23 protein-coding genes and 1 pseudogene are annotated in these 23,195 nt (G+C 32.3%); 3 read left to right on the top strand and 21 right to left on the bottom strand.

Translation table 11 applies throughout. The annotated features are described in order from the left end of the window. Both OYT91_RS06330 and OYT91_RS06325 read left to right on the top strand, forming a co-directional pair. A complete protein-coding gene (locus tag OYT91_RS06330) occupies positions 1 to 768 on the top strand; it encodes a nucleotidyl transferase AbiEii/AbiGii toxin family protein (protein ID WP_281239964.1) in 768 nt (255 codons plus the stop codon). Positions 769 to 912: 144 nt separating this feature from the next. Beyond that, positions 913 to 1,986, top strand: coding sequence for a hypothetical protein (locus tag OYT91_RS06325; protein ID WP_281239963.1), 1,074 nt, complete (start codon positions 913 to 915; stop codon positions 1,984 to 1,986). Between the two features lie 241 nt (positions 1,987 to 2,227). On the opposite strand, the pseudogene OYT91_RS17780 reads toward OYT91_RS06325, so the two are convergent. The 9 genes and pseudogenes from OYT91_RS17780 to OYT91_RS06280 all read right to left on the bottom strand — a co-directional run. Then, a pseudogene (locus tag OYT91_RS17780) lies at positions 2,228 to 2,338 on the bottom strand (YkvA family protein); the annotation flags it as partial. Positions 2,339 to 2,596: 258 nt separating this feature from the next. Then, positions 2,597 to 3,073 carry a hypothetical protein gene (locus tag OYT91_RS06315; RefSeq protein WP_281239962.1) on the bottom strand — a complete coding sequence of 159 codons (477 nt, stop codon included), beginning with the start codon at positions 3,071 to 3,073 and terminating at the stop codon, positions 2,597 to 2,599. A 13-nt stretch (positions 3,074 to 3,086) separates the two neighbouring features. Then, a complete protein-coding gene (locus OYT91_RS06310) occupies positions 3,087 to 3,350 on the bottom strand; it encodes a hypothetical protein (RefSeq protein ID WP_281239961.1) in 264 nt (87 codons plus the stop codon). A gap of 5 nt (positions 3,351 to 3,355) precedes the next feature. Further along, positions 3,356 to 3,955, bottom strand: coding sequence for a hypothetical protein (locus tag OYT91_RS06305; protein ID WP_281239960.1), 600 nt, complete (start codon positions 3,953 to 3,955; stop codon positions 3,356 to 3,358). 191 nt (positions 3,956 to 4,146) lie between these two features. Further along, the gene (locus tag OYT91_RS06300; RefSeq protein WP_281239959.1) at positions 4,147 to 6,276 is read right to left on the bottom strand and encodes a leucine-rich repeat domain-containing protein; all 2,130 of its coding nucleotides are present in this window, start codon (positions 6,274 to 6,276) and stop codon (positions 4,147 to 4,149) included. 1,310 nt (positions 6,277 to 7,586) lie between these two features. Beyond that, positions 7,587 to 7,829 (bottom strand): hypothetical protein, encoded by a 243-nt coding sequence (locus tag OYT91_RS06295; protein ID WP_281239958.1) that lies wholly within the window; start codon positions 7,827 to 7,829, stop codon positions 7,587 to 7,589. After that, on the bottom strand, positions 7,819 to 8,082 hold the full coding sequence (locus OYT91_RS06290; RefSeq protein ID WP_281239957.1) for a hypothetical protein: 264 nt from the start codon (positions 8,080 to 8,082) through the stop codon (positions 7,819 to 7,821). Before OYT91_RS06290 ends, OYT91_RS06295 begins: the two co-directional genes overlap by 11 nt. Positions 8,083 to 8,094: 12 nt before the next feature. Further along, complete coding sequence (locus OYT91_RS06285; RefSeq protein ID WP_281239956.1) at positions 8,095 to 8,547, bottom strand: DUF5675 family protein; 453 nt, start codon at positions 8,545 to 8,547, stop codon at positions 8,095 to 8,097. A gap of 68 nt (positions 8,548 to 8,615) precedes the next feature. Beyond that, positions 8,616 to 9,419 (bottom strand): hypothetical protein, encoded by an 804-nt coding sequence (locus OYT91_RS06280; RefSeq protein WP_281239955.1) that lies wholly within the window; start codon positions 9,417 to 9,419, stop codon positions 8,616 to 8,618. A 97-nt stretch (positions 9,420 to 9,516) separates the two neighbouring features. Between OYT91_RS06280 and OYT91_RS06275 the strand changes: the two genes are divergently transcribed. Continuing rightward, the gene (locus OYT91_RS06275) at positions 9,517 to 10,008 is read left to right on the top strand and encodes a thermonuclease family protein (protein ID WP_281239954.1); all 492 of its coding nucleotides are present in this window, start codon (positions 9,517 to 9,519) and stop codon (positions 10,006 to 10,008) included. 108 nt (positions 10,009 to 10,116) lie between these two features. Here the strand turns inward: OYT91_RS06275 and OYT91_RS06270 are convergent, their stop codons facing one another. From OYT91_RS06270 to OYT91_RS06215, 12 genes are all read right to left on the bottom strand, one after another. Further along, positions 10,117 to 10,644, bottom strand: a complete 528-nt coding sequence (locus tag OYT91_RS06270; RefSeq protein ID WP_281239953.1) for a hypothetical protein — start codon at positions 10,642 to 10,644, stop codon at positions 10,117 to 10,119. Positions 10,645 to 10,788: 144 nt separating this feature from the next. Further along, a complete protein-coding gene (locus OYT91_RS06265; RefSeq protein WP_281239914.1) occupies positions 10,789 to 11,385 on the bottom strand; it encodes a hypothetical protein in 597 nt (198 codons plus the stop codon). A gap of 1,218 nt (positions 11,386 to 12,603) precedes the next feature. After that, positions 12,604 to 13,269: a hypothetical protein gene (locus tag OYT91_RS06260; RefSeq protein WP_281239915.1), complete on the bottom strand. Its 666-nt coding sequence runs from the start codon at positions 13,267 to 13,269 to the stop codon at positions 12,604 to 12,606. 1,360 nt (positions 13,270 to 14,629) lie between these two features. Continuing rightward, the gene (locus OYT91_RS06255; protein ID WP_281239952.1) at positions 14,630 to 15,013 is read right to left on the bottom strand and encodes a hypothetical protein; all 384 of its coding nucleotides are present in this window, start codon (positions 15,011 to 15,013) and stop codon (positions 14,630 to 14,632) included. A 194-nt stretch (positions 15,014 to 15,207) separates the two neighbouring features. Continuing rightward, positions 15,208 to 15,798, bottom strand: a complete 591-nt coding sequence (locus OYT91_RS06250) for a hypothetical protein (protein ID WP_281239951.1) — start codon at positions 15,796 to 15,798, stop codon at positions 15,208 to 15,210. A 189-nt stretch (positions 15,799 to 15,987) separates the two neighbouring features. After that, complete coding sequence (locus tag OYT91_RS06245) at positions 15,988 to 16,467, bottom strand: hypothetical protein (protein WP_281239950.1); 480 nt, start codon at positions 16,465 to 16,467, stop codon at positions 15,988 to 15,990. Positions 16,468 to 16,665: 198 nt separating this feature from the next. Continuing rightward, entirely contained in the window at positions 16,666 to 17,148 is a 483-nt protein-coding gene (locus tag OYT91_RS06240) for a cbb3-type cytochrome c oxidase subunit I (protein WP_281239949.1), read from the bottom strand. Positions 17,149 to 17,313: 165 nt separating this feature from the next. Further along, complete coding sequence (locus OYT91_RS06235; RefSeq protein ID WP_281239948.1) at positions 17,314 to 18,075, bottom strand: hypothetical protein; 762 nt, start codon at positions 18,073 to 18,075, stop codon at positions 17,314 to 17,316. Positions 18,076 to 20,524: 2,449 nt separating this feature from the next. Then, positions 20,525 to 21,115, bottom strand: coding sequence for a hypothetical protein (locus OYT91_RS06230; protein WP_281239947.1), 591 nt, complete (start codon positions 21,113 to 21,115; stop codon positions 20,525 to 20,527). A 190-nt stretch (positions 21,116 to 21,305) separates the two neighbouring features. Then, entirely contained in the window at positions 21,306 to 21,797 is a 492-nt protein-coding gene (locus tag OYT91_RS06225; protein ID WP_281239946.1) for a phosphoribosylaminoimidazolesuccinocarboxamide synthase, read from the bottom strand. A gap of 686 nt (positions 21,798 to 22,483) precedes the next feature. Continuing rightward, positions 22,484 to 22,774 carry a type II toxin-antitoxin system RelB family anti-toxin gene (locus OYT91_RS06220; RefSeq protein ID WP_034100191.1) on the bottom strand — a complete coding sequence of 97 codons (291 nt, stop codon included), beginning with the start codon at positions 22,772 to 22,774 and terminating at the stop codon, positions 22,484 to 22,486. 2 nt (positions 22,775 to 22,776) lie between these two features. After that, a complete protein-coding gene (locus OYT91_RS06215; RefSeq protein WP_281239945.1) occupies positions 22,777 to 23,118 on the bottom strand; it encodes a type II toxin-antitoxin system RelE/ParE family toxin in 342 nt (113 codons plus the stop codon). Between the last annotated feature and the right edge of the window lie 77 nt (positions 23,119 to 23,195).

Raw genomic sequence — 23,195 nt, 5'->3', positions numbered from 1 at the left:
ATGAAGGCAGTTACTCCAGCAATAATTAAAGCCATTATAGAATTACAAACATTACCAACAGTATCAAAATTTACTTTAGGTGGTGGTACAAATCTAGCATTACAATTCAATCATAGAGTTTCTGATGATATTGATTTCTTTTACGATGGTATAATTGGCAAAGAAGGATTTAAAAATATCGAAAATGAAGTCAAAAACTACTTTGGTACAAAAGCAAAAAGCTTTGACGATCCTTGTGATATTAATGACCAATATTGCTTTCTGCGTTTCTTTCTTGATTTAGAAGATGGTGTAACCATAAAAGTGGAAATGCTTCAAAATATGAAGAATTTGTTCGAGGTAGAAGTAAATCAAGGAATAAGTTTACTTTCAAAAAGAGACATTGGTTTATTCAAATTAATCAGCACCTCAAACCGTTCTACCAAAAAAGACATTTATGATTTAGACTTCATAACCGATACAATTTCACTAATCGATTTATATGAAGACTTAAAAGTTAAAACACTTAAATTCAACAAAGAAGAAGATAAAACAATATTTGATTTAAGTAAGAACAAAACACCTATTGACAATCCAGAATTATTATTAAAATTTGATGATAATTCCGATTATTCAAAGTTTCCATCACACACAAACGATACAATACAAATCATCGAGGGAAGCAAAACTTGGATTGAAGCAAAAATAAGTTGGCGTTCAAAAGTAAGACGACTGTACAGCTATTTAGGCAAAGATTTCCCTGGACCAAAAGGAATAAAAATTAAATAAATCATTATCTCATTCAGCTTCACAAAATCCTCGTTTAGTCCAAGTGTTCCTAAACTCACATCTTTGTTTGCTTCATTTCGTTAATTTCATTTTTCAAACAACATTTTGTACCTTTAATTCAATCTTTTAAAGAGGTGTTTTTTTATGGAAACTAACGAATTAACTAGAAAAGAATTATATGATATAGTATGGTCAACGCCAGTATCAAAGCTAACTCAAGAATATGCACTTTCAAATGATGGCATTAAAAAATTGTGTAAGCAATTTGAGATTCCTATGCCTGATGGTGGTTATTGGTCAAAACTCAAATTTAATAAACCGTTTAAAAGAGAGGAACTACATCCAATATCCAATGAAGTGGATAAAATTGTCTTGACAATAAGAGAAGAGGGGAATCCAGTAAATGTTGACCAAACTCCATTAACCATAAGAACCAAAGAAATTGAGAATGATTTAAAAGCGCCATTAGTAGTTCCCGATAAAATAGAAAAACCAGACATATTAACCATTCAAACCAAGGATTATTGGAATGAAAGTAAAGGGAACGTATTTTATGATAAATACAAAAAGTTACATTATCCAATCAGAGTAGGTGATAAGCATCGTGAAAGGTCATTACGTTTTATGGATACACTTACCAAATTGTTGCGTTATAGAGGTCATACTATAGCTAAAGAAAATCATGATACTTGTATCTTGATCGATGGTATTTATATTGATTTTGACTTACGGGAAGCAACGAAAAGAATACCTGCCACAACACCGCATGGTTTTTCAGAATATATTCCAACGGGTGAGTTAATATTAAAAATCGGTAAATATTCAGGAGAAAAAGAATGGCGTGACGGAAAAGTAAAAATCGAAGAACTTTTAGCTCGGATAGTTGCGAAACTTGAAATCTATGCCCAAGAAAAGAAAAAGCAAGAAGAAGCATCACGTTTATGGAGATTGCAATATGATTCCGAATTAAAGCGTAAGGAAGAAATCAAAAAACGCAAAGACGAAGAAATCACCAAATTCAATAAATTGGTTGCACTCTCAGAGCAACACAACAAAACAATTTTAATTCGGCAATATATTGAAGCCGTAAAACAACATGCAGTTAATACAAATAGCCTAACACCGGAAAAGCAAGAATGGATAAAGTGGGCAACTGATAAAGCGGATTGGCTTGATCCATTAATTAATAAACGCGATGATATTTTAGACGCCCAATAAATCAGTATTATATATCAAAATGAAAATAAAAAAGCAACAAAAAAACACTATCACATAAAGTGTTTAAGTTGAAAAGCTAAGGCTCCGATTATAAAACCGAAGCCTTTTACAGTTAGTGATGGTAAAATACCACCCTTAATGCTGAGAGAACAATATCTCCAAAAGTTCTTTAAGAGTTACATGCTTTCCAATATTTATATTTGTCGACTTCGGAACGAACTTGGTTAAGACAAAAAGCAAAAACAGCGGCATCATCTAGGTATCCAATAATTGGGATAAAATCAGGGATTAGATCTATTGGCGATAGCACATACAATAAGGCTGCCCCAATCGCGGCAATAATATACCATGGAACTTCAGTGTATTTTCCGCAGCTGTAATCTTTAATCATTGAAAATAATAATTTAAAATCGTTAAAGAATTTTGCCAATTTACCTTGTTTCTGAAATGTTGACTTTAACTCCTCGCTTTTGTCAAGAATTTTATTAATATCATCCGTTGTAAAATTAGATTGACGTTTTTTGTACTCATTTCTTGCGTCTTCTTCGTTGAAATTTTTCATAGTGTTTCTTTTAGATTGTTTAATTAATTGTATTAAAGGTTGTTTTATTTAATGTATTGATATATAACGTGTTGCGTAACCAGTAAAACTAAAATCAAAATGGGATCGAATTTTATTACCGACAACTATTAATTTGTTTTTTCTCGAAAATTCAAAATCCATTTTTCTTTTAAAATCTATTTCTTCTTCTTGGATTGTTATGTAATGATTCACAAATATTTTGTTTAAGCCAAGTGCTTCTACTGATCCTAGACTTCTTCCGCGGTACATTATTTCCGCTCTTATGTCAATGAAAAAATTACCTAGCCTTGATATTCTCATCGGATTAGCCATTTTGAAACTGATATACGCAGTTTCATTCCCTGTTTTCTCATATATTTTCTTTAACATTATCTTTATTAGGCTTTCTCGTGCCCCTTTCCAATCTACGAAGGCATATAGTCTTCTTTCCTTATGATATATTTGGAATCGCTCTCCTTCTATAGTAATTATGTGCGTAATGCGAGTGTTATATTCTGTCATCATAATATTCTTTAATTTATTGATACTTGTTTTTTACTTTCCATACATACCCTGCTGGTTGATAGGTTTCCGGGATTTGTATAGCATTTTTAATCTCGTTTTTGTTCATATAGTAATTATAGGATTGTCGTATTATTGTGTAAATTGCTATGCTGTTCTTTGGAAATTTTAGTTTGGTTTCCAGATTTAAAAAATCAATCAATTCTTCAACATTTCTTTTACCGTCCTCACCGAGATCCCCTTTAGCATGTTCTAATACTTTTTGATAGATTTTTACCATAGGCATTATATTTTTCCAATTAATACTTTCATTTTAAATTCATCTCCGATTTTTCTTAAATAACATTCCTCAAGAAGCGTTGTCCAGTCTTTATTCAGTCTCGTGTAGATTTCTTCACTGTTTTTAGGAATTTGATTTTTCGAACAGTATTTCTTCAAATTGATAACTTCTTCGGTATTAAAAATTTTATTTACATTAAGGATGTACTGTTTCCATTTTGACCCTAAATGTTTTAAGACTATGATTAGGAGGGCACCTGATAACTCTGCATGTGAATTACTCAACATGAAATCTAAGTCTGATTTTCGTATTGTTGGATCAATTTCCTTTAAAGGAGCATAAGCAACCATTTTTAATCCTTTCCCTTTATCTTTAAACATCATCACTGTGATTAATTTTTCATCACTGAATGTTAATCTCCAAGAAGGGATCTTCTCAATCATTTCTTCAGCATTTTTAAATCCACTTCCTTTATTTATACCTCCACAATCTCTATAAGCTTCCTCTAATAATTGATATACTTCTTTAGAATAGATCTTCTTAATTTGTCTGTCTTCTTCTTTCAGAAATAATACTGTATGTTCCGAATCTCCTGTTGTCTGCATTTTTAAAAGTGTGTTTGTTTCTTTATTGTGAGACAAATTTATGACGGCAATGCACCTCTTTTAATTTTGTTCAGGGGTGTACAATTTCATATTTGTAGAAAGATTTTCTAAGAGAATGGGTGGGTGGAAATAAAAAAATCCCCCAACAAACGCATGTTCGTTGAGGGATTTTAATTCGTGGCCTATATATCCTAAGAAATTGATTTAGGCTTATCCGCTTTTTTTTCTTTTTTGACTTTTTCAGGATTAACTCTATATTTTAAAAAAAGACTTCCTTCTTTAAAAGTAACATTCAGTAGGTTAGAACCGCTTTCTGGAGCAACCAACAATTGTTCATTAATTTCAATTTTTTTGTTTTTACAAAAAATATTGTTTGACTTTTCATAAAAATAGTTTGGATTAAAATATACAGTAATTTTTTGTGTTATATCGCCACCCGCAAAAACAATAGCTTCCTCAAAACTATTGTACCCTAAATATTTATTTGTAATACTATTTACATAGTCTTGCTTTTCTTCAGAAGTTCTAAGCGTCAAATTATAGAAATATTTAAATTTAGCACATTTGAAATCAACATTACTTATTACAAATTTATCGTCAATTACATAAGAATAAGCGCTCTTTCCTGTTACGATAATAAATGCAACATCCTTGAGCTCTTTATATAAATCATTTCTATCATTTTTGTTGTTTACCAACAATAGATCCTCTCCTTGGTTAGGCTGCAGAATGAAATTGTTTTTGATTTGTTTTTCTATGTGAAATACAAATTTGAAAAACTTCTCATAAATTTCACATTTTTCTGCAAAGCTTGCTACCGGTAAAATATGGTGGTGCGTGTTTAATTTCACTAAACGATTAATTTCACTACAGTATTTATAGTAATAAGTATTGAATGCCTCTCTATTGGCAGCGTATAATTCAAGAATAATACTGTTCTCTGGTTCAGTTTCTTCTCTTATTACTAATGAAATTTTATCGTGATCAATATCACAATATAATCCTTCCCTAAATAGATCAAATGTTTTCATTTCACCTAAATAATTATTAAACTGAGCCTGAATGTCTGATAGTATTATTTTTGAAGGCAATAATTTGTGTTTCCATTTTAATATGATACTGTTAGTTTTATCATAATAATTAAAAGAGTCTTTTAATTCTGAATATAATTTAGGATGCTGATAATCTTGTAATTCCATCCAATAATTTATTTTATCAATACTGGAGTTCTCTTCATCATTTAGTAATAACTCTTCAGGAATATCACAAATTTCATTTCCTGATAATTCTATATATTCCAGCATTGGAAATGTTTCTGTTATCCGTTGAAGCAACCAATTATTTACTTTTAATACGTTATTGGAAAGGGATAAATATTTAATCGTAGTGTTAGTGACATCTTTATTTATTCCTTCGAAAAGAGTATTTCCAATTAGATTATCATCTAAAAAAAGATATTCTAAGTTTTCAGGTAAATCCGCTATCGTAAACTCTTTTATATGATTCATTTTTAGATTTAAATCTTCGAGAGTATTTGGAAGTTTTGAAATAGTAGAAAGATCAATAATTGTGTTTCCCTCTAGATCTAATGATTCTAATTTTAAGTCTTCTACATTAATATCTGTCAAACTTTCAATCGTAAGTCCATAAATTCTTAAAAAAGTTAAGTTCGGTGGGAATTTCACCCTAGAGAGTTCATCATTATATATATAAGCTAAATCTAAAGATTGAACATTTTTAAATTTATGAATCAGATCAAATTCTGTTTCTGATATATAAATCCAGCGAAGGGAAAGTTCACTAATATTTAATTCTGCAATTTCAGCTAATAAATGCTGAATAGGCGAATTCAAATTAAGAGATTTAATATTTTTTATACAAGATCGCTGATCGGCTTCGATTTTGAATCTTTCTTCCAATGTAGTAATGAATTTCCATGTTTGTGTATTATACACAAAATCGTTCCAAATTTTCAAGGATTCATCAGATTTTGACATCATCTTAGACATATAATCACCTCCATCAATATATAAGTTCTCAACAGATTTTGGTATTGTAAATTTAGAATTGACATTTGGATCAAATCCCTTAAAACTTAATGATATAGGTAAATGATTATCAAGTCTCACACTTTCAATTTTTTCAAATTTTTCGATAATTACCTTGTTGTCCAAATCAAAAAGTATTATTTCATCCTTGTTTTCAATTGAATATTCGTGCATTTCTAAATCAAGTGCACTTTCAACTAAAGAAATTTCTTCATCTTGTTGGACAAGATATGCTTTGTGCCATTTAATATTATGTAGGGATAAGTTTTTCATGTTTTTTATTTCTTTTTATATCTTTTACTATTTATGTTTTAAACGAATATATGAAATTTATGCAGCAGCTTTAGCGTCAATCAAAAAAAACAGTTTCTATAAAACAACATTTCGTTATAAACGTCACGGGCAATCAAGCGGTCTCTCTCCGGTCGCTTCCTTTGTTCCGCTCGGCTGTTCCAGTCGGTCGTCGGCAGAAAAAGCCTTCTTCCTCCGTTCCACAGGCACTTCACAGCACAAAAAAAAAGAGCAGCTTAGCAAGAAAGCAGCTCTTTTTTTTGCGCTGTTTCGTTCCTCGTCTTCACACGGTCGCTTCCTACGTTCGTCGGGGCTATTACATCCACAATACAGCTTCATTCCGTTTCGCTCCGTAAACTACGCTCCACTGCATTCCAGCAGTATTGTGTCTGTCGCCCCTTATTTTTTCGGCGGTTGCTCCTTCGCACAGCCATCGGGGTTGGCACCACTCCCTTCTCCTGCGTTTTCCGTAAATCAGAACATTACTCTGAAGATAGAGCTGTTGTTTTTCAACCGCTTTTTCTGAACGCAGGAGAAGCGAGCTTTGCCCTAAATCAAGGAACGCCCCGAAAAGGGGCTGATTATATTATTTTCCCCGCCGTTTCACGCTCCTAGCCCTTCTCTCCACTTCGTCCCGCAGAAAAAGCGGGACTACGTTTCGTTCTCGGTCTAGGGTGGCTGTTCGATTGCCGCAACCCCGCCACTGCGCTCCTCGTAAAACAATAATTTCCGCTATCGCTACAATTATTATTTTCTGCGGTGCTTGGGGGTGTTTGATTGCCATTTTCATAAGAACTCCCCCGAAAAGTGCTAAACAACAACACCCGTCTCCGAAAAAAAAATAAAAAAAAGAAAGTAAAGGTAAGTTCCGGTTTCAAAAAGTAAAGTTCAAGCCCTACGGGTTTTTGATAAAATCTCCACCCTCACATTTCCATAACAACTCCCGATTATACGATGACGTTTCCGCTTCTTAAGAACTATTGGGGTAGTATTTTTTCAAAAAAACTTGACTTCTTTTGAAACCTCCACTAATACGACGACTTTCTTTTTTTTCTTTTTTTCTTTTGAAAAATTTTAAAAGAAAAGAAAATGGTTCTCCCGATTACACTTTGCATTTTACGAAAGCTATCAGGTTCCCGATTGCACCTCATTCCAAAGCAAAACAATACATAAGTGCCATACATTGCGCCCACCTAAATAAATCGATAAAAAGTAAAGCAATTGACCAATTAAAATGATTAAAAACAAAAAATGCCCCAATTAAGGAGCATTTACAACTAGTTTTTACTTTTTTACTTACTTTGTTGCGGTTGTTCTTCGGTTTTAACTCCAGTTTGAGAAACCACAGAAATAATACTTCCGCCCAGGACTAAATATCCAGCAGCTGAAACCAATCCCACAGGCAAGGCAATAGGAGAGGCGATGATTATTCCACCAACGGATGCCAAAGCAATTCCAACAGTACGAAGGACTTTAAACCATTTTGGAGTTGGTGCTTTTACTCTTTCAGCTAAATTCAAATTCTTATTTTTCATGATCTTGATTTTTTAAAATGGTTAGTTCGATGTTAATTACTCTTTTTTCTAAATATTCCACTTTCTGGTTCAGTAAATCATTTCCGCTTTTGAACTCGGTTTTGATGATCAAAGCCATCGTTTTGACTTCTACCAAATCTTTTTCCATACTCTTGAAATCGGTATGTAATTGTTTGATGAAATAAGCTACAACTGAGAGTAACAAAGTGATTAGTGTGCCAAAAAGGACTGTTATGTTATTGATGTTTTCCATTTGATAATGGTTTTAAAATTGAAAATTGTTTTCAATGGATATGGTATTCGTTTCCAATTTTGCCAATGCAACTAATTTTGGATATATCATTTTGTAAGCGGCAACACTTTGGGAAACTTGAAAATTACCATCTACAACTTGAAAACCAAAACCACAAAGCGGACAACCGGCTGTATCTTTGATTGTGTTTCCAGTATGGATATACACAAAACTGAAATTAGGCAATCCCGAAATTTCAATCATTCCTTCATGTAATTTTCCGAAAGCTTTTTTGTAATCCACGTTCTTAGCTCCATAAGTGTTCAACTTTATACTAAAAACACCTTTAGGAATGGCAGTTTTTGAAGCAATTTTCACTTCTCTGATTTTGTCTTCCAACAAATAACATTGAAAAATTCCGTTTATGTACAAATGACTCAATGTGCTTTCTTTGCCCTGGGCAACTCTTATTATTTTAGTTTCCATAATTTTATTGTTGATGGTTTAAAATGAAAAATCCCTCGTTTTCGGCGAGGGATTTGTTGGAGTTTTTTCTAAAAAGCGTCCTCAACTCTCAAGCAGCTTCCACTTGCAAACAAGTAGTAATTGGGCCCCACTTGTTGGAAGAACTCAATTCCGATGCACTGCAAAACGGTTGTATTTACCGTTGGAACAATTCCACCTGGTAAAGTGGCTGAAATTGTGGTGTCCGGAACCGGAGCATACAAATCCAAAAAGTCACTGTACTGAATATCGTTTGCCTCATTCAAATCTGGATCCATAGGGTCGTAACTGTTTGTGGCAGCATTATATTCGAAATCACTTACCACAGAAAGTGAAGTAATCAAACGGAAATGTGTGGTTCCCGATGGTGCATTGATCAAATTCACAGGATTGAAAGCAGGAATTACAAATTCTCCATTTTCTCTGTCAACGGTGTGAGTCAAGGAATACGGAGCATTTAAAATACCATTCAAAGAACTGTTTTTGTTGAACTCAAAACCTTTTAGGTAATTGCGTTGGGTGGAGATTTCAATTTTTCTGTAACCCCTCGCTTCGGTTTGGTCTTCCAAGTTGATTTTCTTCATAATCGAAGTCAAACGCCCAGTCACTTGACTATCGGACATTTGTTTCATCAATTGAGATAAACCAGAGCGAACTGATTTCCCGGCTTTGGCACTGGCGCCAAACTCGTTCATGTTTTCACGGGTTCTTTCGAATTCCGGTGCCGTGTTCACCTGTTCGCTTGTAGGACCGCCAACCATTCCGGCGAAGTAGCCTTCTTGTCCTTTAATTTTGAAATGTCGGATATCTCCAAGAGTTCCAACGTACTTGATAACACCTTTCTGTCTTGCCATTTTTTCTAATTTTTAAAAGTTAATATTTACTTGCAATTGCTTCAACAAAGTTCAATTACTATCTTTGAATAAACAATACTTAAATAACTGTAAATCAATGCAATACAAAGCAAAAGCACCGTACACAGTGGAGACTCATTGGCAAATCGAAGAAGTGCTTGATGGAGATAGCATCATCATTAGCCATCGTTTCACTCAAATGAAAAAAGAAATCCGTCTTTATGGCTTGGATGCGCCAGAAGTAAAAATCAATAGGAAGATGAAAGAGGACGAGGAGAAAAGCAGTTTACCTGCTGAATTACTGCTGCAATTTGGTTTGCAATCCCTGAACTTCGTTTTGTCGGTTGCACCGCCTAAAACGACCGTAACGATCATTACGGAACAGGATAATCAGTATGACTATTGGAACAGACAATTGGGATATGTACTATTACCCAGTGGAGAATGTTTGAATGATTTGCTTTTGCAAAATGGGTATGCCAAGGCAACCCATCAATATTATTGTGGTAAACTTGCAGAATATCAGGCCATGAACCGTCAAGCCCAGCTTAATAAAATAGGGATTTATGGCCTTGTAAAAAGGTTCTGATTTGTTGTACCTATGTTGTACTAAATGGATTGTAATTTTCGTGAGTACCAATAAAATAAGCCGTTCACAGGCGCATTAAGGATAAGCGTGTGTTATGCGTAGTCTTTTTTATTCATTAGGTTCATAAAATTTCAGTATGTGATAACGTATTAATTCCACGCAACAAGCTGAAATCAAAATTCTTTCATATTTTTCATCGAAAACATCTATTCTATTAGTTCCATTTTTAAAAAGAATATTCTTGTCTTCAATTCTTCCAATAATGTTATTTTCAATTAAGTAAATCAGTGAATTATTTCTAATGTCAATGTCAATTTTTATGTTTGAAGATTCTATCAAATAATCAGGTGACTTTTTAAAAATTGAAAAGGTTTTATTTGGATTAGAAAAAATCCAAGTTCGATTTTCTGCTACATCCGTTATTTTAAATTCTGTTCCAATTTTATCTTCACAATAAATTTCTATTTTTTCTGAATTTTGGAAATTGACGGAATAATGTTTTTTGTCAATTAAAAATTCAGCAACTTGATTGTCAAATCTAAGAAAACTAACCGTTTTTAATTTTTTAAAAAAAGGAATTCCTTGGAAATGATTTTCTGAATTAATAGAATATTTAAGGTCTTTGGTTTCACTCATTTTTTTCTGTAAGATTACGCATAACGTTCCCGCGCTACACGCAGTTTGGGACTAAATTAATCCCATTATTCGGATTTGCCAAATCTTCCAAATACAAGACCAATTTTAAATTAAGCCTAATACCCAAATTGCTTGTAGCGTGTGTTAGCGGTAGTTATTTTCTCTGCGTAGTTTAAAATTTTTTATTTTTTCATTGATTGAGTAAAATATTCCGACGAAAACTAAAAACACAATGATTTTTAGAAATAATGAAAGCACCAAATTCGAAGGGTAAATTCCAACTTCATTATACATTGTCCAAGAACTTGGGAGATAATCACGATGAAACGATGTAATTATTATAATCATTCTTTCTATTGATATCATCAATAAAACACTAAATAATATTCGTAAAAAAATGTTTTTCCTAATACTTTTGAATCGCAATAATTGGGTGATTAATACCCAAAGTAAAGGTTGAATCCAAAATCCAAACCAATATTTTCCAAACATTCTGTTTAAAAATTCGGTTTTGTCTTCTTGGTTTAAAATATTTAATTCAACAAATATTCCGATAATCCATAATAATAAATATAGTATTCCAATGAAGGAAATAAAGCGATTAGATTCTTCATCAATATTTTTGACAATAGGTTTTCTAATAAAGATTGAGGAAATGAAGTATAGGAAAGTAAATAATCCAAAAGCTGTAAAAAAATCTATTTGTATTAGTTGTAATTTAAAAATTATTTCTTCTATCATTATTATGTTGTTAAATTTTCGTTTCGTTCGGCTAATTACCGCTAACGTTCCCGCGCTAAAAGCAGTTTGGGACTAAATTAAGCCCATTTTTCGGATTTGCCAAATCTTACTGACACAAAACCAATTTCAAATTAAGCCTAATACCCAAATTGCTTGTAGCGTGTGTTATGAGCTGGTTGTTTCTAGCAAATATTCCTTATTATTAATTGATTTTTAGCCTAATTTTGGCCGACTTAAAACCTAATTCTTGCCCAAATCTCGACTAAATTTTATTCCCTTTTTTCGTTTCAGTTTAAAAACCAAAACGATTGTTTCTGTTTATTTTCTATGAAACTTCAACATTCAAGTTTCAGTTTTTGCAATCCAATTTAAAACTCCAATTTTCAAGTTCCGCTTTTCAGATCCAGTTTAGAAACTCCGAAATTCAAGTTTCTGCATTTCAAGTTTTGCAATTCAGATTCCGTTTAGAAACTCCAATATTCAAGTTTCAGCTTCTCAAGTTTCCAATTAAAAATCCAATTTTCAAGTTTCTGTATTTCGATTTTCAGCGCAACTAAATGGCTTTTAAAAACCTGATTTAAACCGAAATTTTCATTTTTCAACTAGCTCATAACGTCCCCGCGCTAAAAGCAGTTTGGGACTAAATTAAGCCCTATTTTCGGATTAGCCAAATCTTTCTGATACAAAACCAACTTCAAATTAAGCCAAATACCCAAATTGCTTGTAGCGTGTGTTAGCAGGCGTAGTGACACGCAATATGAGAACCTCCGATTATCGATTTTAATAATCCATTCCAACTGCGAATGAATTGACATTTTCAAAATCCGTTTTCTAAACATAAGAAAAGGGCTAAATCTTCGGCTACAGCATAAGTTGTTGAAATACGATATAAAATCGACGAAAAAAATCTTCAAAGTTAAGCCACAAGAAACTCGATTTTCAAAATCCATTCAGAAACTCGACTTCAAAAATCCGTTTCAATTGCGTTTAGTTTGTCAGCAGTTTAAACGCAAGATTAGTTTCTGTTTTATTGTTTTTTATAACGTAAATTTCTCGATTTCAAGGAGCTATGACTGCTAACGTCCCCGCGCTACAAGCAGTTTGGGACTAAATTAAGCCCATTATTCGGATTTGCCAAATCTTCCAAATACAAAACCAACTTCAAATTAAGCCTAATACCCAAATTGCTTGTAGCGTGTGTTAGTGGTAGCTCTTTTCTTAGTCATCAAACTCGATTGCGTTCTTTGTCTTTAGTGCCCAATTATTAATATCAATTTTTATTTTCTGTTTCTCGTCAGCCATTAATATTTGCTTTGTTGGTAAAGACCAATTTGTCAAACTGTTGAAATAAAGAATAAGCCCATTAATTCCTAATTCAAATTCAACTTCGGCAATTTTTCCTTTTTCAGAAATATATAAAAATCCGCTTCGTCCTTGAGATTTTAAATGAACTCCTTCTTTTGTTAGGAACTCGTGAACGTTATCCTTTTCACGTCTTGTTGTCGACCATTCTTCTTTAAGCTTCTCCGAAATGTGGTGTTGAAAAAGGGTGTCATCATATTTTATAGTTGTCCAACCAAATGGTGTCGTTGTTTTTATATGTTGTTCGTTTTTTTTGATTTGCTTTCTGCAATAATCTGCCTTATCAGACAAACGCATTTTTTCGGCAGAGTCTGCAAGTCCAAACCAAAACTCTTCTGAAAAATAATGCTCAGTTTCGTCCGCTAGTTCTATTAAACTTTCAAGTGCAAGTTCCCATTCTCTATGATTTAAATACTCAACACAATTGATGAATTGTTTATGGGTTTTATAAAAGTCAGGCATATAGTCAACCAAACGCCTAATTGTCTGTTCAGGTGTCAAATCTATTTTCTGTTGTTTCATAAGGTTGAATAGTTTCACGTGTCGTTCTTTAGAGTTACCACTAACGTCCCCGCGCTAAAAGCAGTTTGGGACTAAATTAAGCCCATTATTCGGATTTGCCAAATTTTACTGACACAAAACCATATTTAAATTAAGCCAATTGCCCAAATTGCTTGTAGCGTGTGTTATGAGCTGGTTGTTTCTAGCTGATATTCCTAATTATTAATCGATTTTAAACCAATTTTCGGCAGGCACAAAACCCAATTCTTGCCCAAATCTCAGCTAATTTCATTCCCTTTTTTAATCTAATTTCATCCAATTATTGGCAAATTTAAAAACTAATTCGAATCTAAATTTCAGCCAATTTTCATTCTTATTTTTTCATCTCAATTTGAGAATCAAAACGATTGTTTATTTCCATTAAAAACTCTGAAATTCAAATTCGCTTTTCAAGTTCTTCATTTCAGATTCAGTTTAAAACTCCGAAATTCAAGTTTGCTTTTCAAGTTCCGAATTTCAAACCTTCAATTTCAGATTCAGTTTAGAAGTTCCAAAATTCAAGTTCTGCATTTCAGATTCTAAACATCAAACTGTGTTTTTTGCTTTTCGTGATATACTTCCAATTAAAAACTCCATTTTTCAAGCTTCAGAATTTTATTTTCTGCGCAACTAAATAATTTTTAAAAGACTGATTTTAAATGAAATGCACTTTTTTCAACTAGCTCATAACGTCCCCGCGCTAAAAGCAGTTTGGGACTAAATTAAGCCCATTTTTCGGATTTGCCAAATCTTCCAAATATAAAACCAACTTCCCATTAAGCTTAATGCCCAAATTGCTTGTAGCGTGTGTTACTGGCTGGTTATTTTGTCGAAATTACAATTTAAGCGCAAATTTTTCACGCTTCTGTTGGCTGAATCCAACTTTCAAGTTTCTGTTTTTTAGCTTGTAATTTTCGGCGTATTATTTTCAATTAGTCACTTTTTATTTTCCGCACAAAATTTTTCAAGTTTCTGCTTTTCAAGTTTCTGCTGGGAAGTTTCAACTTTCAAGTTTCTGCTTTTCAGATTCCAATTTTCAAGTTTCTGTTGGCAAGTTTCTATTTTCACGCTTTCGCTTTTCAGGTTTCAACTTTTCAAGTTTCCGTTGGCGATCCCAACTTTCACGCTTCTGCTTTTTAAGTTTCTGCGAGTTGCAAACTTTAATCCAAATCGAAATTACCTGCGTAATTTCGGCATAACTAGCCAGTAACGTCCCCGCGCTAAAAGCAGTTTGGGACTAAATTAAGCCCATTTTTCGGATTTGCCAAATCTTCCAAATACAAACTAATTTTTCCATTAAGCCTAATGCCCAAATTGCTTGTAGCGTGTGTTGACGGTAGTGCTAATTTTCTGTTTCAATAATTTTAGATTTCTGCTCTTCTTTAACTCTGTCTTTGATTTCTTTCACAATATAATAAATCCCATAGCTTAAAATTAGAGGCAAAATAATCAATGGAATTTTAAAACCTAAAAATCCCGTAATGAATACAAAAAGATTTATTAAACCTAGCACTCGAAGACTTTTATAGTCTTTGCGTAAAGTGAATATGATTAAAATTAGCAGATTTATAAAAGCGAAAATTGTCGTTGAAATAACCATTGAAAATCCTTCATAAAATTTATTATAAAAATAATAGTCAATGGTGTCGGTCACGATTGATACTAGAAAAACAAAAAATGAGATTCCAATTAATAATAAGTCGTAAGTCTTTGTTATGTATTTCATTGATGAAAATTGCGTTAGATTCTTGACTCATACGTGCGCATTACCGCCAACGTCTTGGCACTACATCGGGTTTGGGACTAAATTAAGCTCTATTTTCGGATTTGCGAAACCATCCCAAATACAAGACTATTTTTCCATTAAGGCCAATGCCCAAATCCGTTGTAGTGGCTGTTATGTGATGTTTTTTATACGTATTAAAATGTATATCCTATTCTTAAATGTAAATAAGGAGTATATTGATTCCTGTTTGTAGATACGTCATCTACATTCTGTGAACTGCCATTATAGTAGTTTGGTTTTAGGTAAACTATTCTATAGCCTAAACCTAAACCTGTCTCATAAGTAAAATTTGATCCTATTTGACGCTTAATTCCCCATGTTGGGATAATAGATAAGTCTGCAGTTTTTGTAATATTCTCATCTAAATTTAATACAAACCAATCTGGATGATAACTTGTTTTTAAAGAAAGATAATTACCACTGTTTTTAGATGTTTTTTTTCCTCTGGAATTTCTCTTTTCTAAATTGTAATAATATCGAGGTTCTAAAGTCAAAACTGGTTGTAAAATAAATCCAGCTCCATCATATTGGTCGCCAACAAAAAAATCATGTTCAATTCCAATTTCACTTCTTAATGCAATACTATTAGAAAGTTTGGTTTCGTTATTTATCCAAATTCCTGCAAGTCCAGTTTGAATGCTAAAAAATGTCTTTTCGACTCCCACAGTTTGGCAATTGGCGTTTAGATTTAATCCTAAAAATATCAGTGCTAAAATTTTTTTCATTTATATATTTATTGTTTTTACTAAATTCTCTTGTTTTTTCTAAAATATCACATAACGTTCCCGCGCTACACGCAGTTTGGGACTAAATTAAGCCCAGTATTCGGATTTGCCAAATCTTCCAAATACAAACCAATTTTTCCCTTAAGCCAAATCCCCAAATTGCTTGTAGCGTGTGTTAGGCGATGTTTTTTATTTTTTTATTTGTTTTAACATTGCATCAGACATACTTAATAACAACGTTGCTCTTTCTTCAGCTTTATCAGATTTTAAGGTGTAGTACAAAGGTTTATCTTCAGAGTAATACCAATCCATTACTTTTTTATCACTACCTTCAATCATATATTCTTCAACTTTTATTAATTTATTTTCATCATAATAAAATGTTGTAGATGTTGTTATTTCATGAGATTTTCCATCTAGAGTCATGTTTGTATAAGCAAAATTCTCGTATTTCTTAAGTTGGTTTGCATCAACTTTCATAGTTAAATATGTTTTCATTTTTAACCCATATTCTGGTTTATCTTGAATTATAGTGTCTCTAGTAGTTTGATAATTTGATTGATTAATATAATTTACTATAACATCAATATCTTTAGTTTTTGAAGTTTCTTGAGAATAAGAATTAGTTACCATCAGGAATAATAGTATAAAGAATGTAGGTATTTTCATTTTTAATTTTTTTATTTATTTTAGTTGGTTTTTTCTATTAATAATAATTTCTGCGTTTTACGGTCAAATATCGCCTAACGTTCCCGCGCTACACGCAGTTTGGGACTAAATTAAGCCCATTATTCGGATTTGCCAAATTTTCCAAATACAAAACCAACTGCAAATTAAGCCTAATACCCAAATTGCTTGTAGCGTGTGTTAGGAGATGGCCTTTTTCTGTTTCTTAAAAATTCCAATTATTAAATTTATAATATAAATTGGTTGTCCAACAAATAATATCAATATAGATAGAATTACAAGTGTTTGGTTAATTAACTGATGATTGTCGAATAGGGGAAAAGGAGTTTCAAAAAAAGCTTTACTATAACCAATTACTAACCAATAAACTAAAAAACTTCCATTAAGAATTACGGAATGAATTATCGTCAATACATTTATTAGTTTTCTCTTCATAGCTTTTTGCACAACCCAATATCCAAGTCCTATCAGATAGTAAGTTAAACTCAAAAAAAGAGCAATATAGAAATGGGCAATTACAAAATATGTGTCATGAATATTTATATCGAAAGTTGTATCTTCATTATTAGTCTGAATTAATCCGATGACTAGTATTATTAAAGCAACTAACCAGAATAAATTATATATTTTAATATTTCTTAAATTCATGAAAATTTTACTCATTTTTTTCTTCGTTACGCACGGCTATCTCCTAACGTCCCCGCGCTACAGGCAGTTTGGGACTAAATTAAGCCCCTTATTCGGATTTGCCAAATCTTCCAAATACAAAACCATATTTAAATTAAGCCTAATACCCAAATTGCTTGTAGCGTGTGTTACCTGCAGTTACTATTGGCGATTTTTTATGAAGTTAATGAATTCTGTTCCAAATTCGGTTATTCCCATATGCCAAAAAGGTAGACTACCAATTCTGCTCATTGGGTTATCAATTAAAAGTCCTTTTGAAAAAAGTCTTTGTTTATAAAACATAAATTTATTTTCAGGTAAATTGTAAAAATCAGCTTTCTTAAATTTACCAAAAGAAAGTATATATTCTCTCTTTTTTTCATATTCTGCTTTTATATCATCGTGTTGTTTTCTAATTTCAGATTCGCCAATAATTATTGATTCTTTTTCTAATTGATTTTCCAATGAATGAAGATTGCCTTTCAATAAATTCATAGCATCGATTTCTTCTTCATATTTTGTCGTAAAAAATCGGTGATTATAAAGTATAGTAATTTCTTCTTCGGTTAAATTACTTATTAAATCAAGGTAATGATCTATTAATTCTATACTTTCAGAAGGTTTTTTTAATTCTGCAATTAAAATATCTTTAAAACGCAGTAATTTTAATTCTGATTTGGTTTGAACAACTCTTCTTAGTATTGATTCAAACAAATCACTGAAATCTTCCGTTTTTATATTATTTAAGTCAATTTCAGTATTTTCAGTAAAATTTTCGGCTAAAATTTCTATGAATTTGTTCAATCGATTTTGCTTTAATCTTCCATTATATTCAAAGAATAATTCATCAAGTAGCGCTCCACCATACGGAATTGCTCCAAAAATCGATTTTAAAACGCTAACTGATATTTCTTTTTTCTCCATTTTTTTGTAATTGCAGGTAACGTCCCCGCGCTAAAAGCAGTTTGGGTCTAAATTAAGCCCATTATTCGGATTTGCCAAATCTTTCAAATACAAAACCATATTTAAATTAAGCCTAATACCCAAATTGCTTGTAGCGTGTGTTACTGGCTGGTTATTTTGTCGAAATTACAATTTAAGCGCAAATTTTTACGCTTCTGTTGGCTAAATCCAACTTTCAAGTTTCTGTTTTTTAGCTTGTAATTTTCGGCGTATTATTTTCAATTAGTCACTTTTTATTTATGAACAAAACTTTTTAAGTTTCTGCTTTTCAAGTTTCTGCTGGGAAGTTTCAACTTTCACGTTTCTGTTTTTCAGATTCCAATTTTCAAGTTTCTGTTGGCAAGTTTCTATTTTCACGCTTTCGCTTTTCAGGTTTCAACTTTTCAAGTTTCCGTTGGCGATCCCAACTTTCACGCTTCTGCTTTTTAAGTTTCTGCGAGTTGCAAACTTTAATCCAAATCGAAATTATCTGCGTAATTTCGGCATAACTAGCCAGTAACGTCCCCGCGCTAAAAGCAGTTTGGGACTAAATTAAGCCCATTTTTCGGATTTGCCAAATCTTCCAAATACAAAACCAATTTTAAATTAAGCCAAATACCCAAATTGCTTGTAGCGTGTGTTACTGGCTGGTTGTTTCTAGCTGATGTTCCAATTAAAACCCGATTCTATTCCAATTTTCAGCTGGCACAAAACCCAATTCTAGCCTTAATCTCAGCTAATTTTATTCCATTTTATATTCGATTTTCAGCCTAATATTGGCAATTTTAAATCCCAATTCGGCATTAATTTCATTCTTGTTTTTTTGGTAAAAACCCATTTTTAATTTAAAAAAAATCCAACCTTAAACTTCTACTTTTCAGTTTAGAAACTCCGAAACTCAAGTTAGAAATTCAGATTATGTTTTCAGATTCAGTTTAGAAACTTCGAAACTCAAGTTCGAAATTCACGCTTCGCTTATCAGATTCAGTTTAGAAGCTTCGAAACTCAAGTTCAAGTTCAAGTTCAAGTTCAAGTTTTTCAGACTTTAAAATTCAAATTTATCAAGTTTCCGAACGACTATTTCTTGTCATCATAATAGAATTATAAAAGCTGTTTTTATCGAAATTTTCCTTCTTATTTCGCGACTAGCCAGTAACGTTCCCGCGCTACAAGCAGTTTGGGACTAAATTAAGCTCATTATTCGGATTTGCCAAATCTTCCAAATACAAAACCAATTTCAAATTAAGCCTAATCCCCAAATTGCTTGTAGCGTGTGTTATAGGGCGGTTGTTTAGTCGAAATTACTATTAAACCGCAAATTTTTCACGCTTCTGTTGGCCAGTTCAAGCTTTCACACTTTTTCCCGTTAGAGTAGGAGAGTCCCAATTATAGGTTTGCTTCTCCTGTTCACTTTCTTTAAAGTCTGCTTTTCAAGTTTCTCTTGGCAAGTTCTACTTTTCACGCTTCTGCTTTTCACGCTTCTGTTGGCAAAGTTCGATTTTCACACATCAGTTTTTCATTTGCTTGTCGTTAGAATCCGATTTTCCAACGTTTGTTAGCGCTTCCAATTTTCACGCTTCTGCTTTGAAAACATTCGGCGGAAACAACTGTTAATTTCAAATTGGATTTGTCTGCGTAATTTCGGCTCAACTGCCCTATAACGTCCCCGCGCTATAAGCAGTTTGGGACTAAATTAAGCTCTATTTTCGGATTTGCCAAATCTTCCAGATACAAAACCATATTTAAATTAAGCCAAATACCCAAATTGCTTATAGCGTGTGTTATGGGTAGATTGTTTCTGCAGATATTCCTAATTATTAATCGATTTTAAACCAATTATTGGCAGGCTCAAAACCTAATTCTTGCCCAAATTCTAGCTAATTTCATTCCTTTTTATTATCGATTTTCATCCAATTATTGGCAAATTAAAAGCCAAGTTCGAATCTAAATTTCAGCTAATTTTTATTCTTATTTTTTCATCTCAATTTGAGAATCAAAACGATTGTTTATTTCCATTAAAACTCCAATATTCAAGTTCGCTTTTCAGATTCAGTTTAGAAACGGCGAAATTCAAGTTTGCTTTTCAAATTCTGCATTTCAGATTCAGTTTAGAAACCACGAAATTCAAGTTTGTTTTTCAAGTTCAGTTTAGAAACTCCAATATTCAAGTTCTGTATTTCAAGTTTTGCTTTTCAGCTTCTAAGCATAAAATTCAAGTTTCAAAGTTTATGAATTTCGACTTCTTCTCAATTAAATGCCTTTAAAAATCTGATTTTCTTCGCAATTTACCCATAACGTCCCCGCGCTACAAGCAGTTTGGGACTAAATTAAGCTCTATTTTCGGATTTGCCAAATATTTCCAAATACAAAACCATTTTTAAATTAAGCCAAATACCCAAATTGCTTGTAGCGTGTGTTGGCGGTAGTTTTTTTAGTACACAATACAGTCTTTAGTTTTCAAATAAAAGCCTAAATTCTCCGTTTGTTTTATCTTTCCATTTGAGTCTACTAGGATTAAAAATGATTCTTTTGTTTTTGGACAATTGTTATATTTCATGACCTTTAATTTATAACCATCTTTAGTTAGAGCATAAGAATTTCCATTTTTATTATTAGAATCTATATCATAATCATTAATTCGTGCAATTAAAAATGCTTCCTCAACATTGTCTATTTTACTAATGAATTTTGCTAATTCTTCTTTGTCTTTTAAAGAATTCCATTTTCCGTTTTCAAGAAAGTTAATTGTATAATAGCAATATCCAGGTTGGCAACCAATAAAGAATCCACCCGATATTCCTTCAGTTTTAAAAGTCTTTTTAAGTTCTTTTTTCCCTCGAGAAAATATTACTTTTGGAGTAAGACCATAAACATAATTAATTTCCCAATATTCATAATTTTTGTTGGGAATTATTTTTTTTAATAAATTTTCGGTTTCTGTTTTTTCAGGTTCTAAAGAATTGTATTCTATGTTATTACAAGATATTAAAGAAAAAAAAATAATTGCTATAATCTTTTTCATAAGTTTGAAATTGTTTCTTTAATTCTCGATTCTGAGGCAAAATTACCGCCAACGTTCCCGCGCTACACGCAGGCTGGGATTAAAGATGCGTAATCTTTCGGTTAAAAACAAATGTATCAAACACAAACTATTTTCAAATTAAGCCAATTGCCCAGCTTGCTTGTAGCGTGTGTTAGCCGGCGTTATTTCCTTAAGATGCTAATATTCTTTCACTTTTCATTATCGTCAACGCTTTTTCTGTTTCGTTTGTTCCGTCGTTTAATGAACCTGGAAGCATTATCAAACGCTTTTTTAATTTTCCATTTTCGTCTTCAAACAAAATTTCAAATCTTGAACGTGTTAGTCCAACTTTTGCATTTATAAATTTCGCTTCTTTTATTTTACTTCTTTCTATTATTGGAGTTGCAGAATTATTAATACTTTTTATAATTCCGTAAATTAAGAATATTGCTAATAAGCCAAAGAATAAAACTGAAACATTTTCTCCCTTTTGTAAACTTGAATAAGCTGAATATAGTAAGAAAATTGAAATTGTAGAGTAAATTAATAAGGTTCTAGAGATTCCATTTCCGACAGTTATTTTCGCAACATTTCCAATTATTCCGTCTCTTGTCAAAATTATTTTGTCTGATAAAATATGACAAAATCCTGTTTTAGTTCTGAATGTTTTTTCGTTTTCCATTTTGTAAAGTTGATTTTTTACGATTTTTGGTATAATGACGGCTAACGTCCCCGCGCTAAAAGCAGTTTGGGACTAAATTAAGCCCTATTTTCGGATTAGCCAAATGTTTCTGACGCAAAACCAACTTTAAATTAAGCCAAATCCCCAAATTGCTTATAGCGTGTGTTACTGGAGGCTAGTTTTGGGCGGAATTACTTTAGTTCGTCCCAATTTATCAAGTATCAATTTTTAGTTTCACTTCGGCAAGTTCGGATTTTCAAGTTTCAGTTTTTAGTTTATATATTCTATTTTTCCAGCTTCGGCACGTTTCGTTATTCGACTCCAATTTCAGATTCTACTTTCCGCTAGAAATTTCAAAGTTCAGTCGTTCAGTTTTTCATAGGCGCTTCGATTGTCCGCTTTCGCCTGCAACTAAGTTCCAATTTTCGAGTTTCAGTTTTTCAAGTTTCCACAAATAATTTCCAACTTTCAAGCTTCTGCATTTCTTGCGTATTAGAATCTCGATTTTCCGATTGTTTTTATCTGCGTAATTTCGCACTAGTCTCCAGTAACGTTCTCGCGCTACAAGCAGTTTGGGACTAAATTAAGCCCATTCTTCGGATTTGCCAAATCTTCCAAATACAAAACCAACTTCAAATTAAGCCTAATACCCAAATTGCTTGTAGCGTGTGTTGGCAGATGTAGCTTTATATTTCGATTTGGATTTTTACTTTTCCTCCAAGTCCTTTTTCAACTATGTCATATAAAGTTTTAAGAGTTAAATTACTTCCGTTATTTTCAATTCTAGAAATATATTCTCTTTTTTTTGCAACTAAATCGCCCAATTCAGTTTGTGTCAAATGCTTTTCCTCACGCGCTTTTTTCAAAAGCAAACCAATCTTAAAACCTTGAAATTCTCTTTCAAGTTCATCACGTCTTACAGTTCCTTTTTCGCCGTAAACTTCATTTTTAATTTCTTTCCAACTTTTAGTTTCCATAATTATTTAGATTTTTCGTTGTAATATTTTGTCATTAAACGCAAAGCTTTTTCAATTTCATTTTTTGGAGTTTTCTGCGTTTTCTTTTGAAAGCCATTTAATAGAATTACAAGTTTCCCATTATCAAAGAAACAAAACACTCTCCAAATATTAGAACCAAGTTGGATTCGTGCTTCATATAAGCCGTTTGTTCCTTCCATTGATTTCAAATAGTTTGAAGGAACTCTTTCTAAAGTTTCGATAGCTTCAATTATTTTGAATATTTTATCTTGAACTTTTTTTGGTTGTTCCAAGAGAAAACTTTCAAAGTGATTTTCATATGCTATAACTTCACGTACTTTCATTTTTCAAAGGTAACTTAAAAGTTACTTTATTTGCAAATTTTTCGTTGTTTATTTTCGGCGCGGGGCTATATCTGCCA

Source organism: Flavobacterium praedii (assembly GCF_026810365.1).
Taxonomy (GTDB): domain Bacteria; phylum Bacteroidota; class Bacteroidia; order Flavobacteriales; family Flavobacteriaceae; genus Flavobacterium; species Flavobacterium praedii.
This window is presented reverse-complemented; position numbering and strand designations above follow the sequence as displayed.

What these genes read in the sequence shown, in the direction of transcription:
- OYT91_RS06265 (WP_281239914.1), bottom strand. Translation starts at nt 11,385, where the DNA reads ATGATAGAAGAAATAATTTTTAAATTACAACTAATACAAATAGATTTT.
- OYT91_RS06230 (WP_281239947.1), bottom strand. Translation starts at nt 21,115, where the DNA reads ATGAAAAAGATTATAGCAATTATTTTTTTTTCTTTAATATCTTGTAAT.
- OYT91_RS06235 (WP_281239948.1), bottom strand. Translation starts at nt 18,075, where the DNA reads ATGGAGAAAAAAGAAATATCAGTTAGCGTTTTAAAATCGATTTTTGGA.
- OYT91_RS06245 (WP_281239950.1), bottom strand. Translation starts at nt 16,467, where the DNA reads ATGAAAATACCTACATTCTTTATACTATTATTCCTGATGGTAACTAAT.
- OYT91_RS06275 (WP_281239954.1), top strand. Translation starts at nt 9,517, where the DNA reads ATGCAATACAAAGCAAAAGCACCGTACACAGTGGAGACTCATTGGCAA.
- OYT91_RS06240 (WP_281239949.1), bottom strand. Translation starts at nt 17,148, where the DNA reads ATGAGTAAAATTTTCATGAATTTAAGAAATATTAAAATATATAATTTA.
- OYT91_RS06295 (WP_281239958.1), bottom strand. Translation starts at nt 7,829, where the DNA reads ATGAAAAATAAGAATTTGAATTTAGCTGAAAGAGTAAAAGCACCAACT.
- OYT91_RS06330 (WP_281239964.1), top strand. Translation starts at nt 1, where the DNA reads ATGAAGGCAGTTACTCCAGCAATAATTAAAGCCATTATAGAATTACAA.
- OYT91_RS06305 (WP_281239960.1), bottom strand. Translation starts at nt 3,955, where the DNA reads ATGCAGACAACAGGAGATTCGGAACATACAGTATTATTTCTGAAAGAA.
- OYT91_RS06270 (WP_281239953.1), bottom strand. Translation starts at nt 10,644, where the DNA reads ATGAGTGAAACCAAAGACCTTAAATATTCTATTAATTCAGAAAATCAT.
- OYT91_RS06225 (WP_281239946.1), bottom strand. Translation starts at nt 21,797, where the DNA reads ATGGAAAACGAAAAAACATTCAGAACTAAAACAGGATTTTGTCATATT.
- OYT91_RS06300 (WP_281239959.1), bottom strand. Translation starts at nt 6,276, where the DNA reads ATGAAAAACTTATCCCTACATAATATTAAATGGCACAAAGCATATCTT.
- OYT91_RS06290 (WP_281239957.1), bottom strand. Translation starts at nt 8,082, where the DNA reads ATGGAAAACATCAATAACATAACAGTCCTTTTTGGCACACTAATCACT.
- OYT91_RS06280 (WP_281239955.1), bottom strand. Translation starts at nt 9,419, where the DNA reads ATGGCAAGACAGAAAGGTGTTATCAAGTACGTTGGAACTCTTGGAGAT.
- OYT91_RS06255 (WP_281239952.1), bottom strand. Translation starts at nt 15,013, where the DNA reads ATGAAATACATAACAAAGACTTACGACTTATTATTAATTGGAATCTCA.
- OYT91_RS06260 (WP_281239915.1), bottom strand. Translation starts at nt 13,269, where the DNA reads ATGAAACAACAGAAAATAGATTTGACACCTGAACAGACAATTAGGCGT.
- OYT91_RS06285 (WP_281239956.1), bottom strand. Translation starts at nt 8,547, where the DNA reads ATGGAAACTAAAATAATAAGAGTTGCCCAGGGCAAAGAAAGCACATTG.
- OYT91_RS06220 (WP_034100191.1), bottom strand. Translation starts at nt 22,774, where the DNA reads ATGGAAACTAAAAGTTGGAAAGAAATTAAAAATGAAGTTTACGGCGAA.
- OYT91_RS06315 (WP_281239962.1), bottom strand. Translation starts at nt 3,073, where the DNA reads ATGATGACAGAATATAACACTCGCATTACGCACATAATTACTATAGAA.
- OYT91_RS06250 (WP_281239951.1), bottom strand. Translation starts at nt 15,798, where the DNA reads ATGAAAAAAATTTTAGCACTGATATTTTTAGGATTAAATCTAAACGCC.
- OYT91_RS06325 (WP_281239963.1), top strand. Translation starts at nt 913, where the DNA reads ATGGAAACTAACGAATTAACTAGAAAAGAATTATATGATATAGTATGG.
- OYT91_RS06310 (WP_281239961.1), bottom strand. Translation starts at nt 3,350, where the DNA reads ATGGTAAAAATCTATCAAAAAGTATTAGAACATGCTAAAGGGGATCTC.
- OYT91_RS06215 (WP_281239945.1), bottom strand. Translation starts at nt 23,118, where the DNA reads ATGAAAGTACGTGAAGTTATAGCATATGAAAATCACTTTGAAAGTTTT.